The organism is Burkholderia sp. MSMB2157WGS, from assembly GCF_001532755.1.
Classification (GTDB): Bacteria; Pseudomonadota; Gammaproteobacteria; order Burkholderiales; family Burkholderiaceae; genus Burkholderia.
Genome location: NZ_LPJG01000029.1, coordinates 42,975 through 57,190 on the forward strand (window position 1 = coordinate 42,975; position 14,216 = coordinate 57,190).

Sequence of the window (14,216 nt, forward strand, 5' to 3'; positions counted from 1 at the left end):
ACTCGCATGACCGAAGCCGTAATCGTATCGACCGCACGCACGCCGCTCGCGAAATCCTGGCGCGGTGCCTTCAACATGACGCACGGCGCGACGCTCGGCGGCCACGTGGTCGCGGCCGCGCTCGAACGCGCGAAGCTCGACCCGGCGCGCGTCGAGGACGTGATCATGGGCTGCGCGAACCCCGAAGGCGCGACGGGCGCGAACATCGCGCGGCAGATCGCGCTGCGCGCCGGGCTGCCGGTGAGCGTGCCGGGGATGACGGTGAACCGTTTCTGTTCGTCGGGGCTGCAGACCATCGCGCTGGCTGCGCAGCGGATCATCGCGGGCGAAGGCGACGTCTATGTGGCCGGCGGCGTCGAATCGATCTCGTGCGTGCAGAACGAGATGAACCGGCACATGATCCAGGAAGGCTGGCTCGTCCAGCACAAGCCCGAGATCTACTGGAACATGCTGCAGACCGCCGAGAACGTCGCGAAGCGCTACGGCATCTCGAAGGAGCGGCAGGACGCGTACGGCGTGCAGTCGCAACTGCGCGCCGCGGCCGCGCAGGAAGCCGGGCGTTTCCGCGACGAGATCGTGCCGATCACCGTGCTCGCGGGCATCGCCGACAAGGCGACGGGCCGCCTGTTCACGCAGGAAGTGACGGTGTCGGCCGACGAGGGCATCCGCCCCGACACGACGCTCGAAGGCGTGTCGAAGATCCGTTCGGCCGTGCCGGGCGGCGTGATCACCGCGGGCAATGCGAGCCAGTTCTCGGACGGCGCGTCGGCCTGCGTCGTGATGAGCGCCGACGCCGCGCAGCGCGACGGGCTGCAGCCGCTGGGCGCGTTCCGCGGCTTCGCGGTGGCCGGCTGCGAACCGGACGAAATGGGCATCGGCCCGGTGTTCGCGGTGCCCAAGCTGCTGAAGCAGGCCGAGCTGACAGTCGACGACATCGGCCTGTGGGAGCTGAACGAGGCGTTCGCGGTGCAGGTGCTGTACTGCCGCGACACGCTCGGGATTCCCGACGATCGCCTGAACGTGAACGGCGGCGCGATCGCGGTCGGCCATCCTTACGGCGTGTCGGGCGCGCGCCTGACCGGCCACGCGCTGATCGAAGGCAAGCGGCGCGGCGTGAAGTACGTGGTCGTCACGATGTGCATCGGCGGCGGGCAGGGCGCGGCCGGCCTGTTCGAAATCCTCTGATCTTTGCGCGGCGGCGTGCAGCGGCGCTGCGGCGTCGCCGCACGCCGCACGTCGCTTTAGCGAATCGGCGCAGCCGACGCGCCATTCGCTACGACGGGGAACCAAAAGGCACGCACCCGGCAATGCCGTTTCCCCTGACTTGTCAAACGAATTGCCCCACCTATACTTGCTCTGACATTTGCCTTTCGGCACGATGGGCCGGATCGTGCGTCGCGCGATCCGCGCCGCGAAGATTCGAATCAACGCAGCAGACCGACCGGGGACCGAATGAGTACGACCTATGCAGCCGGGGAACCGCCGCGCGTCGTCAGCGCGGCCGCGAGGCTCTACGCGAAATGCCTGCTGGTCGGATTCGCGTTGCTGCCTGCCTATCTGATTGCCTATCTGTGGTTCTTCAGCGACCGGAGCGTCGTGTTCGAGAATCACGCCTTCCATGAAATCGCGATCGCGGCGGCGACGATCGAAGGTGCGTTCGTCACCTACGTGACGTGGGTGTGCTACCGGTCGTCGGGCGAGCCGCTGCTGCGCTGGCTGACGCTCGGCTTTCTCGGCTTCGCGATGATCTATGCGTTGCACGGCGCATTCACCGGGATGGCGCACCACAATATCTGGCTGTTCCTGCTGTACGGGCCCGCGTCGCGTTTCGTGATGTCGGCGCTGCTGCTCACGGGCCTGCTGTCGTATTCGCGTCCGCCCGACCGGATCGACAAGCGCACGAGCGCGCGGATGTGGCTGCCGTGGATCGTGTTCTTCGTGATCGTCAACGTGGCGGTCGCGTACATCGCGTATTCGCCGGTCGCGGGCGCGCTCGGCACGCGGCTGTCGATGGAAGGCGGCGCGCTGGTGTTCTCGCTGCTGAACGTGTGCGTGCTGCTCGCGCGGCGGATCCGCTCGCCGCTGATGGTGATCTACGGCGTGTCGATCATGGCGTTCGCGCTGTCGTCGCTCGCGTTCATCCTCGGCAAGCCGTGGAATCACATGTGGTGGCTCGCGCATGCGATCTTCGCGGGCGGATTCTTTCTGCTCAGTTACGGCGTCGTGCAGGCGCTGCAGACGACGCGCTCGTTCTCGGCGATCTACAGCCAGGAAGATCTGATGAGCCGGCTGTCGGAATCGATGGCGCGCACCGAAAGCGCGCTGCAGGAGCTGCGGCGCACGAACCAGAAGCTCGAGTACATGGCCGCGACCGACCCGATGACGGGTGCGTCGAACCGCCGCCAGTTCATCGCGCAGGTCGAGCGCGAGATCGTGCGGGCCGAGCGCGACGGCACGCCGTTCTGCCTGCTCGCGCTCGATCTCGACAATTTCAAGAACATCAACGATGCATACGGGCACCAGATCGGCGACGAGGTGCTGCGCGGCGTCGTGCGCCAGTGCCTCGAGGCGATCCGGCCGGCGGGTGCGCTTGCGCGGGTCGGCGGCGAGGAGTTCATGGCGCTGTTGCCGGAGATGCCGCTCGAGGGCGCGCGGATGACGGCCGAGCGCGTGCGTTCGTCGATCGCGAGTGCGCCGTTCGGGCTCGACTTCAAGCGCGTGCAGGTGACGGTCAGCGTCGGCGTCGCGCAATACGGCATCGACGGCGGCACGGTCGATGCGCTGCTGCGGGCGGTCGACGAGCGGCTGTACCAGGCGAAGCGGGAAGGGCGCAACCGCGTGGTGTCGCGATGATCCGCATCCCGCCGACGCCCCGGCGGCGGGTGCGCCACCGGGGCTTTTTCAGGCCAGTGCCGGTGCCGGCCGGCACGCCCGCGGCGACGCGCTAGCGCGACGCCACCGCCGTCGCCTGTTTCGGCTGCGCCTCTTCCATCGGCTGCGACGCCTGCCACCAGTACTTGCCCGCGCGCTGCTGCGGATCGCGGATCGCGAGATACGTCGTGCTCCAGAGCTGCGCGGCGTTGGCTTCGGTCGCGTCGGCGCTGCGCGTGCCGAATGCGTCGGTCTGGTACTTGCCGTTCACGTAGGACCACGTCCACATTTCCGATGTGCGCATGTCGCGCCCGTTCGAGATCACCTGCCAGATCGTCTGTCGCGCCTGCGTGAGCAGCGTGCGCGTCGTGGCCGACAGGTCCTGGCGCGCGAGCTGACGATCGAGCCCGGCCACCCACATCGCCTGCTGCCACGACCAGATCACCGTGCCGTGATACGCGGAGCTCGTGAACTTCGGCCACAGCGACGGGTTCGCGTACGCGGGGTTCGCGATCAGCATCCCGACATCGGTCACGAGCCCGGTCGGGAACGGCCGCGTGACGTCGGCGACGATCCGCTGAAGCTGGTCGTCCGGCGGCGTGCCGAACAGCAGCGCGAAGCCGCCGTCGGAATTCATCACCGGAATCGGATTGCCCTGCTGGTCGAGCGACAGCGCGTAGAAGGCCAGCGGCGCGTTGGGCGCGGCGCCGGCCGGCACGCCGGCGGACGGCGCATAGGCCGACACGTCGGTGGCCGCCTGCGCGGCCGGCACGCTGACCTGGAACAGCGGCGGCGCCTGGGTTTCCCAGATGGCCGCTTGGTTCGCCGTGTTGGCGAGCGTCGCGCGCTGCCCGGCGTCGAGGTACGGATCGAGCAGGCCGCGGGCGAGGAACGCGTTCGCCGCCCGCAGCGCGGCCGGCACGAGCACCGCGTTCACGTCGTACGGGTACACGCCGCCGCCGAGACCGTCGGTGCTGTCGCGCCAGTTGCCGACGATTTCGCCGGGCCGCAGATGGATCAGGTTCGCGACCGACGGCTGCTGCGCGAACGGCTGCGCGGTCGTCGCGACGTGCAGCAGATTGACCACGAGGCGGCTGCCGTTGGTCTGTCCGTCGCTGCCGCGCTGCGCCAGGTACGCGGCCGCGCGCGCCTGGCCGCGCGTATCGTCGATCAGCCACGCGGCCGCGATCGGCGCGAGCAGGTAGTCGCTGTCGATCATCTTGTAGTCGTAGGTCGGTGTCGCATCGTTCGGCCGCCCGTTCTTCTGGTTGTCGATCAGCGCGAATTCGCCGATGCCTTCCTCGTGCGCGACCTTGCCGTCGGCCGACAGGCGACTCAGCACCGACGACAGCCCGGCCTCGATCGCCGCCGGTTCGAGCACGGGCATCAGCATGCGGACCGAGATCAGCGTGTCGCGGCCGAAATACGTGTCGTACTGCCACGAGCCGGCCAGCAGCTTGTCGTTGAAGCTGAGGAATTCGAGCACGTTCTGGCTGACCGGGTCGGGATTCACGGACGGGGCGAACAGGTCGGCGTGCGTGATCGGCGACAGCGGCGTCTCGCCCGACAGCGCATCGACGTGCAGCTTCAGCGTGTGCGAGCCCGCCGGCGCGCTCAGCACGAGCTTGCCGCCCGCTGCCGGCGCGATGCTGCCGCCGTCGCGCAGCGTGATGCGCAGCGCATAGCCGGGCGCGCCGTCGATCCGGTCGCGTTGCCATTGCGCGGTGCTGCCCTGGACCGTCGGCGCGGTGAGGATCTGTTGCGGAATCGTGGCGCCGCCGTTGAAGTCGCGCAGGAAGCGCACGTTGCTGAGCACGCCCTGGCGGATCGTCAGCGTACCGGTGTCGACCGACACGTCGGCGCCGATGCCGTAGAGCGGGCGCCCGTGTGCGTCCGGGGCCGACAACGCGGACGGCGGCGTGTCGAGGCTCCAGTTCACCGGCTGCGCGGTGTCGTCGAACCACAGCCCGGTGCCGCTGTTGCCGGCGGGGAAGACCACGAGCAGGCGCGGCTTCGTCGACGAGCGCACGAGCAGGTGCGCGGCGACCTTGTCCTGCCGGTAGAACGCGTTGATCTGGCCGCCGGTATCCATGCGGAACGACAACGCGGCGGTGTTCGACGGCGGGCTGTTCGATTTGACGTCGTCGTCGTTGCAGGCCGACAGCAGACCGGCACAGACGAGCCCGAGACACAGCGACTTCGCAAGGCGATGCATGTTGATGTCCCTCCTGATGAATGGCGATTTTTATCTGGATGTTCTAATCGGCGGATCTCGGGTCCGCTTGATCCCATCTTGTATTCGTTCTGGCGAATGACGGGAATTAATCGGGATGTTGCGATTCTTCGAAAAGGAAACAGGTTGGCAATAACCGAATGGCCGGTAAATGCCGAAAGCTGAAAACGACAGGGGCGACGCGTCGATGTTCCGCGAAAAAGGCGATGCGCAGGCCCTTCGCGCGGGTGAGTGGCGAATCCGGGGCGGCGAAGAAGATGATACGTAAGCCGTTGTAGGCGATTCTAAATTTACGGGAAAGTCGAAGTCAATAATGTTTTTGTTTTCGAATATTGAATTGAAAAGACGGCCGCAATTATTACTCGTCTCGCCGGTAAAATGTGCAATTTAACGGATGCGGATTAATTCACTTCGGATATCCGGTGACGAAACCGATCGGCAATACCGTATCGCGCCGGCGATTGATGCCGAACAGGAAAGGAATCGTCGTGCTCGTCTCGCCATTTGGCTCACGAGCTGGCGCCCCCGCGGGCGGTGCGCACGCGGCAGTGCAATCCGCGTTCCTGTTCTTCAACCGGGCTCGTGTATTTCGCTCCACCGGAACCGCCCCTTGGGCAGGCGTGGCGGCTATCGTCGCTCATCTGACTCGCTACACAACGTTCCATATTTCGACTATTATGGAAGTATGGAAACGAATCAGATCATCGCTGCGCTTGCAGCGCTCGCACACGAATCCCGGCTCGCGGTGTTTCGTGCGCTCGTCCAGGCCGGGCCGGAAGGCATGCCGGCCGGGCAAATCGCCACGTTGCTGGACGTGCCGCCGTCGTCGCTGTCGTTCCATTTGAAGGAGCTCGCGCATGCGCAACTCGTGACGAGCCGGCAAGAAGGCCGCTTCGTGTTCTATTGCGGAAATTTCGCGACGATGAACGGGTTGCTGGCCTACCTCACCGAGAACTGCTGCGGCGGGAATCCCTGTTCGCCGGTGGTGGCGTGCCCGACGCCCGATCGCTGCCGATCCTGACGCCCCGACACGCATGCGCGTGCCTCGCCCATGACCACGAACGTACTGATTCTCTGCACCCACAACTCCGCCCGCAGCGTGCTGGCGGAGGGCATGCTCAATTTCTGGGCCGCGACGCTCGGCAAGGACGTCCGGGCGTACAGCGCCGGCAGCGCGCCGAGCGGTCGCGTCAACCCGTTCGCGCTGGAGGCGTTGACGAACGCCGGCGTCGACGTCGACGGATACCGCAGCAAAAGCTGGGACGAATTCACCGGCGACGGCGCGCCCGAGATGCGTGTCGTCATCACGGTGTGTGATAGTGCGGCAGCCGAAACGTGTCCGTACTGGCCCGGCGGCCCCGTCAAGGTCCATTGGGGTTACGCCGATCCGTCGAATGCGGCCGGCGGTGACGAAGGCAGGCGACTGGCGTTCGACCTGACGCGTCAAGCGATCGGCTATCGCATGCTGCAGTTGCTGGCGTTGCCGCTCGAGCGCATGAGCAATGCCGAGCTTCAGCACGCATTGACCGATATCGCGCGACATTGATCGCCCGTACGACGGCCCGCCGACGTGAGCGGCGGGCGACGCCTTCGAGACCGAACCCCGTGCAATGACCGCGTACGACACCGCCCCGCCGAGCAAGGCCGCTGCCAAGCCGGCCATCAATTTCTTCGAACGCTACCTCACGCTCTGGGTCGCGCTGTGCATCGTTACGGGTATCGCGCTCGGCCGGGTGCTGCCCGGTTTGTTCCGGCAGCTCGGCCGGATCGAATACGCGCAGGTCAATCTGCCCGTCGGGCTGCTGATCTGGGTGATGATCGTTCCGATGCTCGTCAAGGTCGACTTCGCAGCGTTGCACGAGGTACGTCGACACGTGAAAGGCATCGGCGTCACACTTGCCGTGAACTGGCTCGTCAAGCCGTTCTCGATGGCATTCCTGGGCTGGCTGTTCATTCGCCACCTGTTCGCACCGATGTTGCCGGCGGACCAGCTCGACAGCTACATCGCGGGCCTGATTTTGCTGGCCGCGGCGCCGTGTACGGCGATGGTGTTCGTGTGGAGTCGACTCACGGGCGGCGACCCGCTGTTCACGTTGTCGCAGGTCGCGCTGAACGACAGCATCATGGTGATCGCGTTCGCACCGATGGTCGGGCTGCTGCTCGGCATGTCGGCGATCACCGTACCGTGGGCGACGCTGCTCGCCTCGGTCGTGCTGTACATCGTCATTCCGGTCATCTTCGCGCAGTTGTGGCGCAAGCGCCTGCTCGCCAAGGGCGCGGCTGCATTCGATGCCGCAATGGTGAGGACTGCTCCCTGGTCGATCGCCGCGCTCCTCGCGACGCTCGTCCTCCTGTTCGCCTTTCAAGGCGACGCGATTCTGGCGCAGCCGCTCGTGATCGCGCTATTGGCGGTGCCGATCCTGATTCAGGTGTTCTTCAATTCGGCACTGGCCTACTGGCTCAACCGTACGGTCGGCGAGAAGCACAGCGTGGCATGTCCGTCGGCGCTCATCGGTGCATCCAACTTCTTCGAGCTGGCCGTCGCCGCGGCGATCAGCCTGTTCGGATTTCACTCGGGCGCCGCGCTGGCGACCGTCGTCGGCGTGCTGGTCGAGGTGCCGGCGATGTTGCTGGTCGTGCGTGTCGTCAACCGGTCGAAGGGCTGGTATGAGCATCGGGCCTGAGTACACCGGAGAATCTGCAGATGACCGACGACACGAACGATCTACCGCAACTCGACACCGAGCAGTTCCGCGTGCCGGATGCTGCCCAATTGCGGCCGGCGGCGCCGTCGACGCATCCTCCCCGAATTCTGCTGCTCTATGGCTCGCTCCGCGAGCGCTCGTTCAGCCGCCTGCTGGTCGAGGAGGCGGCACGCTTGCTCACGGCGATGGGCGCCGAAGTCCGCGTGTTCAATCCGAGCGGACTGCCTCTACCGGACGACGCGCCCGACAGTCATCCGAAGGTCGTCGAGCTGCGCGAACTCGTGATGTGGTCGGAAGGGATGGTGTGGTGCTCGCCGGAGCGGCACGGCGCGATGACGGGCATCATGAAGTCGCAGGTCGACTGGATTCCGCTGTCGGTCGGCGCCGTGCGACCGACGCAGGGCAAGACGCTCGCGGTGATGCAGGTCAGCGGCGGTTCGCAGTCGTTCAACGCGGTGAACCAGATGCGGGTGCTCGGACGCTGGATGCGCATGCTGACCATCCCGAACCAGTCGTCGGTGGCGAAGGCTTTCATGGAATTCGACGAAGCGGGGCGGATGAAGCCATCCGCTTATTTCGATCGTGTCGTGGACGTGATGGAGGAATTGGTGAAATTTACGTTGCTGACGAGAGACATCGGCCCGTATCTGGTCGATCGGTACAGCGAGCGGAAGGAGAGCGCCGAAGCGCTTTCACGGCGTGTGAACCAGCGAAGCATCTAGTGGCCGACGGAAGGACGAGCCGGGGTGGGGCGTGGCGGGACGCATCTCGGCGTGGCGTGACGAGCCCGGCGCCGGGCGTTTTCCGGATCGATATCGGCCGTGCAACTCGACGTCGGTATGTTCGCGTTTCTCGAACCTTGAGATACGGCGCCATGGGTGGCGGTAAGTTTGGTAGGTGACCCTGGCCCACAAAACTGTCCCATTTGGAAGTGGAAAATTCCGGCATGACGTTGTCATCGAGACCAGGAGGTCATGCCGTGAAGAAGAGCAAGTTCACCGAAGAACAGATCGCCTATGCGTTGAAGCAGGCCGAGCTGGGCACGCCGGTCGCGGAGGTCTGCCGTAAGATGGGGATCAGCGACGCGACGTTTTACAACTGGAGGACGAAGTACGGTGGGCTATCACCCTCGGAGCTGCGTCGGCTGAAGCAACTTGAGGAAGAGAACGCGAAGCTCAAGCGGCTCGTGGCCGATCTGTCGCTGGACAAGGCCATGCTCCAGGACGTGCTGTCAAAAAAACTCTGAAGCCTTCCCGGCACCGTGAGCTTGTCACGGACTTGATGCAACGTTTCGGCGCAAGTCAGCGGCAGACCTGCGCGTTGTTGCAGCTATCCCGCACGGTCTACCGATGCAAGTCAGCCGCGCGGGATCAAAGCGCATTGGAAATGCGCATCAAGGAGATCACGGAAGTGCGGGTGCATTACGGTGCGCCGCGCGTGTACGTGATGCTTCGCCGGGAAGGCTGGAGGGACAACCATAAGAGAGTAGAACGCGTGTATCGCGAACTGGGCCTTTCGTTGCGCCACAAGCGACCCCGGCGAAACAAGTCTGCCCGACGCCGACAGCCGAAGCAGTCAGTGAGCGCAATCAACGAAATCTGGAGTATGGATTTCGTCGCTGATGCACTGTTTGATGGTCGACGCTTACGCACGCTCACGATCGTGGACAACTACACGCGGGAATGCTTGGCGATTGAAGTCGATGGCTCGTTGCGTGGCGAACACGTTGTCGCCGCGCTGGCTCGGCCTGCGCATCATCGTCCGCTTCCCCGCTATACCAAGGCAGATAATGGCAGCGAGTTCATTTCGAAGGTGCTCGACAAATGGGCGTACGAGAATGGCGTGGAGATTGACTTCTCGCGTCCTGGCAAGCCGACCGACAACGCAAAGAATGAATCCTTCAACGGACGCTTCCGGGAGGAATGCCTCAACGCGCATTGGTTCTTGTCGCTGGAGGACGCCAGACGCAAAATCGAGGTCTGGCGCGAGTACTATAACGAGGCGCGCCCTCACTCTGCGCTGCAGTGGATGACACCGGCGGAATTCGCCCGCCAGTGTACCGATCGGGCCGGTTCGGCCCGCCCCGAAGAGCCGGAATTCTCCAATTAAGACCGGGACGGAAATTGGGCCAGCCTCATTCGTGACGATTCGGGGGAATTGATTTGGGCCGCTTGGCGGAACACTTGAGGTAGTGGTGGGTTGACGTGTTCGACCTACCACGCGGATGGCACCCTCAAGCACGTAGTGGGCGCGCTTGAGGTTGCCCGGCAGCGGGCGGTGGGTGAATTAGCTGTTTCTCACGATGTTGATGGAGTAGCGAATATTGGCGCTACCCCCTCCGAGGTCGATCGTGATATTCCAGTAGCCCGTTGACGGAGCAGCGATCCGAGCAGGCAACCTCTTGTAGTTTCCGCCGAAATACTCAAAGCGTTGTCCAGATCGATAGCGTTGGAAGTTGCTATCTGTAGTCAGCATGACGTTGCATTGGTAGTCGCAATTGACCACGACAACGTCGCCCTCGTTGAGATGCTCTCTCGAATGAATGAAGTTCATAGGTCTTCCTCGTTGTTATCGCCCGCTTGCCGGGCGTGACGATGCTAGCACGGATGCGATACGCCCCATCCGCCACTAGGCGGATGACGGAGTCGCGCGGGGCTACGGGGCCGGCCGGGCGACCGTGTAATCGGCGCGTCTGCCGGGACCCTCTGGGCATCGACACATGCGGGGGGCTCGCACCCGCGTTTTTTCTCTACTGGCGAGTTTCCATAGGGGGTCATATTCATGCCGACTTGACCTGCTCCCGGCGTTTAGTACGGTGACGGTGTAGAGTCCGTTCCAGAGAGGAACGGCAATGAAAAAGCGATTCACCGAAGAGCAAATCATCGGCATCTTGAAGGAAGCCGAGGCTGGCCCGAAGCCGGCGGAGCTGTGCCGCAAGTACGGCATATCGGAAGCGACCTACTACAACTGGAAAGCGAAGTTCGGCGGGATGACGGTCTCCGAAGCGCAGCGCTTGAAGGAACTGGAGCAGGAGAACAACAAGCTCAAGCGCCTGTTGGCCGAATCAATGCTCGACAACGCCGCGCTGAAGGACCTGTTGGCCCGAAAGTAGCAAGCCCGCAGGCCAAGCGCGAAGCGGTCCGCATCTTGATGACCGAACGCGCCATGGGTGTTACCCGGGTCTGCGGGCTGGTAGGGATTTCGCGCTCGCTGTTCCACTACGAATCACGTCGCCGAGTTGACGACGAAGCGCTGACTGGCCGGATGATGGCCATCGCCGCGCAGAAGCGCCGATATGGCTATCGCCGGATTCACGTGCTGTTGCAGCGGGATGGCTGCTTTGCCAACCACAAGCGCATCTGGCGCCTGTACAGCAAGGCGGGACTGGGCGTGCGCAAGCGACGACGCAAGCGTATTGCGGCTGTCGATCGCGTGCCGCTGCCGTTACCAACGGGCCCCAATCAGAGCTGGTCGATGGACTTCGTTTCTGATGGGCTGGCCTATGGTCGGCGGTTTCGATGCCTGAACGTGGTCGACGACTACACGCGCGAGTGCTTGGCCATCGAGGTCGATACTTCATTACCGGGCCTACGCGCGCAGCAAGTGCTCGAGCGGCTCAAGGAGATGCGAGGCTTACCCGCATCCATCACGGTCGACAACGGGCCGGAGTTCGCTGGTAAGGTGCTGGATGCATGGGCCTACGAAGCCGGCGTCACGCTGTCGTTCATTCGGCCTGGCAAGCCGGTGGAAAATGCCTATATCGAGAGCTTCAACGGGCGGTTCCGCGATGAATGCCTGAACGAGCACTGGTTCGTCTCAATGAGCCACGCCAAGCAGCTGATTGAGGAATGGCGTATCGAGTACAACACCGAGCGGCCTCATAGTTCACTCGGCTATCTGACGCCGGTGCAGTTCGCTCGGGCGCACGATGCAAAGCAGCAGTTTTTAACCTCGGACTCTAACTGCAGTTCGGACTAAAACCGGGGGCAGGTCAGACTCAGTTGCAGATCGCTGACCGTCTCGACCTTGACCAGTCGGCCGTTTCGCGGTTCGTCGACAAGGTCCAGATTGATTACCGCGTGGCGTCGATCGACGAGATCCGCGTCGCGTACATCCGGCACTTGCGCGAGGTCGCGGCTGGCCGCTCCAGCGGTACGGGTATCGATCTCGTCGCCGAACGGGCGAAGACAGAGACCGTCGATCGCGAAATCAAACTGCTGACGCTCGCCGAGAAGAAGGGGCAGCTCGTCAACGCGGCGCAGCTTGGACAGGCGTACGGCCTGATGGTCGGCGCATTTCAAACGGAACTGCTGTCGCTGTCCGACAAGCTGGTGCAGGAACTGCACACGCTATACGGCGTCGATGTCGAATGGTTGAACGAGCACATATATGGATGCCTTGAGCCGCTTTCTGAATACGACCCAGACGGTCAACGCGGTGATTCGCCGGCTCCAGGCCGGTGCTGCCGGCAAGGTTCGGCATTGGCGTCCGCCGTCCGTCGACGAAGAGGTCGCATTGTGGGCACCGTGCGGCGATCTCGCGGGGGCGTTCGTCGCGCCCGGCTACTACACGGAACAGCACGGCGGGCCAGGTCGATCGAGTCCTGACGAGATCGCGACCGACTTTCCAGACAGCGCGTTCGAGCAGTACAACCATGCGAGCCACGAATACGTGCTGTCGGTGCCGGCCGGCGGTCGGATCGTGTTTCGCATTGGTGGCACGGAGTTCGAGCTGAAGGCGGACGGCGCAACGCTGCGCAGCGCGAAGCTGTTGGCAGATGGTCCTGACTTGACGTTCACAGGGAATACGACCACCGAGCAATTGCTCACGTTCAATGGTGGTATGCAGGGCAAGCCGGGCGACGGCGGCGGTGGCGCAATGAAGGTCGTCGGCGGTGCAGAGTTCACCGACGATGTTGTCACGGCTGGTACGTCGGTTAGCAAGCACAGCCACTGGGAGCAGGGAGACGGTGAGAGGGTCAGTTTGCCGATCTGACGGATTTAACCCTGCGATTTTTGCGAGGATGATATCGCACAGGAAGCTTCTAGAATCGATTTCTGCACAACAAAGCTACTTTGTGAAGGAGTCGACTTGATGAGTGCTGATGGCGGAAACCCGAAAGATGTTAACGATAAAGCAGATGCGGCAAATAATCAGGGCGGTACTGACTGGGAGGATTTCAGGCAGTTCTATAAAAACTACGTGTCGGCGCTCGGCGTCCTGAAAGACACGTTGGATGTACTGTGGAAACTGGCTCCGATCGGACTGGTGATGCCGGCCATGTTGATATGGGCGTATTTGAAGAAAATCGGTTGGCCGCAGTTGTTTCCGGAGGCGGTGGTTTCGGTGCCGGGGCTGGTGGTGATGATCGTTGCATCCTGTTTGCTGACACTCTTGTTAGCGATTCAGTTTGGTATACCGTCGATTATTTCGGTGAGTGCCGTCGGCGCATACGAAGAGCAGAATAAGATCGCGAAGGCCGCAAAGAGCGGTAGCGTAAGGAAACCACTCGCACTTTTGTTTCTCGGGTCGCCGCTTGCTTGGTTGCTTGTGTTCGGAGTGCTGTCGCTCGTTTGGGATCTGTCCGCCGGCTGGTGCTTTTCTTTGGGTATGGCCGGAATGGCGATATTTGAATTGTCCATCGTATGGTGGAACTGGAAAGTGCTTTCCGATCCCGGTAAGAGTGGATGGATAAGCAAACTGGTTCAATTTATTAAGGTTGCGTTTGCGCCCACGATTGCTGCTATATCAGTTCTGCCGTCCTTGGTTGTTTGTCTTGGAATATTCGCTGGTGAAGATTTGTCAGGATGGAGGGCTTTTGGTGTGTTTGCCGGGTGCGTGTTTTACAGCGTAATAGGAGTGCTTCCAGGTATGGTTTATTTGCTGGATAAGCTATCGGACAAAAAGCCATTTGATATTTTTAAGACTACGATTTTTATAGGTGCGCTCGTCTTTTATTCGGTGTGGATGGTGGCGCTGACACTCGGGCCGGTCACTTCTACCGTTCTGCGATCGATCGGTGCGATCGACGAGACGAGATACGTTTATCAGGTTCTGAAACCGGACCTTGTGACGGGACTGCAGGGAGCTGGATTCAGGGTGTACACGGCGGCTCCGTCCGTATATAGCAAGGAGCAGAGCTATTTCGTTGATAGTTATGTTCGATTCAATTTCGCAAATGTCCTGTTACTCTGCCGTGATCCGCTTGCTTTCGGCAAAGCAGATGGTGCCTCTATGTCCACCTCGGATGCTCAGAAACGGTTGCTGATATGGCGTGCGGGCGGATATTTCTGCGTCAAAGCACACACAGACGACGTTCGGTTGTTACGGAGCCGAACAAAAGCTTGATTGAGTGTATTTCCATACTCAAACCCCGCAAAACGCGGGGGTTTTTATTTCGCGGAGGT

At 62.6% G+C, this 14,216-nt stretch carries 12 protein-coding genes and 1 pseudogene; 11 read left to right on the forward strand and 2 right to left on the reverse strand.

Going from position 1 to position 14,216, the window contains the following annotated elements:
- Nucleotides 1–6: 6 nt before the first annotated feature.
- Both WT53_RS17975 and WT53_RS17980 read left to right on the forward strand, forming a co-directional pair.
- Nucleotides 7–1,185 carry an acetyl-CoA C-acyltransferase gene (locus tag WT53_RS17975; protein ID WP_060260948.1) on the forward strand — a complete coding sequence of 393 codons (1,179 nt, stop codon included), beginning with the start codon at nucleotides 7–9 and terminating at the stop codon, nucleotides 1,183–1,185.
- Nucleotides 1,186–1,452: 267 nt separating this feature from the next.
- A complete protein-coding gene (locus WT53_RS17980; RefSeq protein WP_034207529.1) occupies nucleotides 1,453–2,853 on the forward strand; it encodes a GGDEF domain-containing protein in 1,401 nt (466 codons plus the stop codon).
- A 91-nt stretch (nucleotides 2,854–2,944) separates the two neighbouring features.
- Here WT53_RS17980 and WT53_RS17985 read toward each other — a convergent pair whose 3' ends face one another.
- Entirely contained in the window at nucleotides 2,945–5,086 is a 2,142-nt protein-coding gene (locus WT53_RS17985) for a hypothetical protein (protein WP_034207528.1), read from the reverse strand.
- Nucleotides 5,087–5,789: 703 nt separating this feature from the next.
- Between WT53_RS17985 and WT53_RS17990 the strand changes: the two genes are divergently transcribed.
- The 5 genes from WT53_RS17990 to WT53_RS18015 all read left to right on the forward strand — a co-directional run bounded on the left by WT53_RS17990 (nucleotide 5,790) and on the right by WT53_RS18015 (nucleotide 9,918).
- Nucleotides 5,790–6,125 (forward strand): helix-turn-helix transcriptional regulator, encoded by a 336-nt coding sequence (locus tag WT53_RS17990; protein ID WP_034207527.1) that lies wholly within the window; start codon nucleotides 5,790–5,792, stop codon nucleotides 6,123–6,125.
- 30 nt (nucleotides 6,126–6,155) lie between these two features.
- Nucleotides 6,156–6,650, forward strand: a complete 495-nt coding sequence (locus WT53_RS17995; RefSeq protein ID WP_034207526.1) for an arsenate reductase ArsC — start codon at nucleotides 6,156–6,158, stop codon at nucleotides 6,648–6,650.
- Between the two features lie 64 nt (nucleotides 6,651–6,714).
- Nucleotides 6,715–7,788, forward strand: a complete 1,074-nt coding sequence (gene arsB, locus WT53_RS18000; RefSeq protein ID WP_034207525.1) for an ACR3 family arsenite efflux transporter — start codon at nucleotides 6,715–6,717, stop codon at nucleotides 7,786–7,788.
- A 20-nt stretch (nucleotides 7,789–7,808) separates the two neighbouring features.
- Complete coding sequence (gene arsH, locus WT53_RS18005) at nucleotides 7,809–8,531, forward strand: arsenical resistance protein ArsH (protein ID WP_034207524.1); 723 nt, start codon at nucleotides 7,809–7,811, stop codon at nucleotides 8,529–8,531.
- Nucleotides 8,532–8,788: 257 nt separating this feature from the next.
- Nucleotides 8,789–9,918, forward strand: a protein-coding gene (locus WT53_RS18015; RefSeq protein WP_155294456.1) for an IS3 family transposase whose coding sequence is annotated in 2 segments (ribosomal slippage) — nucleotides 8,789–9,050 and nucleotides 9,050–9,918 — 1,131 coding nt in all. Because the reading frame shifts where the segments join, the coding sequence is not laid out codon by codon here.
- Nucleotides 9,919–10,095: 177 nt separating this feature from the next.
- Here WT53_RS18015 and WT53_RS32565 read toward each other — a convergent pair.
- A complete protein-coding gene (locus WT53_RS32565) occupies nucleotides 10,096–10,362 on the reverse strand; it encodes a DUF1883 domain-containing protein (protein WP_034207522.1) in 267 nt (88 codons plus the stop codon).
- 298 nt (nucleotides 10,363–10,660) lie between these two features.
- On the opposite strand from WT53_RS32565, the gene WT53_RS32570 reads away from it, so the two are divergent.
- The 4 genes and pseudogenes from WT53_RS32570 to WT53_RS18040 all read left to right on the forward strand — a co-directional run bounded on the left by WT53_RS32570 (nucleotide 10,661) and on the right by WT53_RS18040 (nucleotide 14,157).
- Nucleotides 10,661–11,787, forward strand: a protein-coding gene (locus WT53_RS32570; RefSeq protein WP_155294455.1) for an IS3 family transposase whose coding sequence is annotated in 2 segments (ribosomal slippage) — nucleotides 10,661–10,919 and nucleotides 10,919–11,787 — 1,128 coding nt in all. Because the reading frame shifts where the segments join, the coding sequence is not laid out codon by codon here.
- Nucleotides 11,772–12,416: a MarR family transcriptional regulator gene (locus WT53_RS34145; protein ID WP_373558452.1), complete on the forward strand. Its 645-nt coding sequence runs from the start codon at nucleotides 11,772–11,774 to the stop codon at nucleotides 12,414–12,416. Before WT53_RS32570 ends, WT53_RS34145 begins: the two co-directional genes overlap by 16 nt.
- A pseudogene (locus tag WT53_RS18035) lies at nucleotides 12,310–12,804 on the forward strand (phage baseplate assembly protein V); the annotation flags it as partial. The gene WT53_RS34145 and the pseudogene WT53_RS18035, both read left to right, overlap by 107 nt.
- Before the next feature lie 99 nt (nucleotides 12,805–12,903).
- On the forward strand, nucleotides 12,904–14,157 hold the full coding sequence (locus WT53_RS18040; RefSeq protein ID WP_034207519.1) for a hypothetical protein: 1,254 nt from the start codon (nucleotides 12,904–12,906) through the stop codon (nucleotides 14,155–14,157).
- Nucleotides 14,158–14,216 lie beyond the last annotated feature (59 nt).

What these genes read in the sequence shown, in the direction of transcription:
- WT53_RS17975 (WP_060260948.1), top strand. Translation starts at nt 7, where the DNA reads ATGACCGAAGCCGTAATCGTATCGACCGCACGCACGCCGCTCGCGAAA.
- WT53_RS17980 (WP_034207529.1), top strand. Translation starts at nt 1,453, where the DNA reads ATGAGTACGACCTATGCAGCCGGGGAACCGCCGCGCGTCGTCAGCGCG.
- WT53_RS17985 (WP_034207528.1), bottom strand. Translation starts at nt 5,086, where the DNA reads ATGCATCGCCTTGCGAAGTCGCTGTGTCTCGGGCTCGTCTGTGCCGGT.
- WT53_RS17990 (WP_034207527.1), top strand. Translation starts at nt 5,790, where the DNA reads ATGGAAACGAATCAGATCATCGCTGCGCTTGCAGCGCTCGCACACGAA.
- WT53_RS17995 (WP_034207526.1), top strand. Translation starts at nt 6,156, where the DNA reads ATGACCACGAACGTACTGATTCTCTGCACCCACAACTCCGCCCGCAGC.
- arsB (WP_034207525.1), top strand. Translation starts at nt 6,715, where the DNA reads ATGACCGCGTACGACACCGCCCCGCCGAGCAAGGCCGCTGCCAAGCCG.
- arsH (WP_034207524.1), top strand. Translation starts at nt 7,809, where the DNA reads ATGACCGACGACACGAACGATCTACCGCAACTCGACACCGAGCAGTTC.
- WT53_RS32565 (WP_034207522.1), bottom strand. Translation starts at nt 10,362, where the DNA reads ATGAACTTCATTCATTCGAGAGAGCATCTCAACGAGGGCGACGTTGTC.
- WT53_RS18040 (WP_034207519.1), top strand. Translation starts at nt 12,904, where the DNA reads ATGAGTGCTGATGGCGGAAACCCGAAAGATGTTAACGATAAAGCAGAT.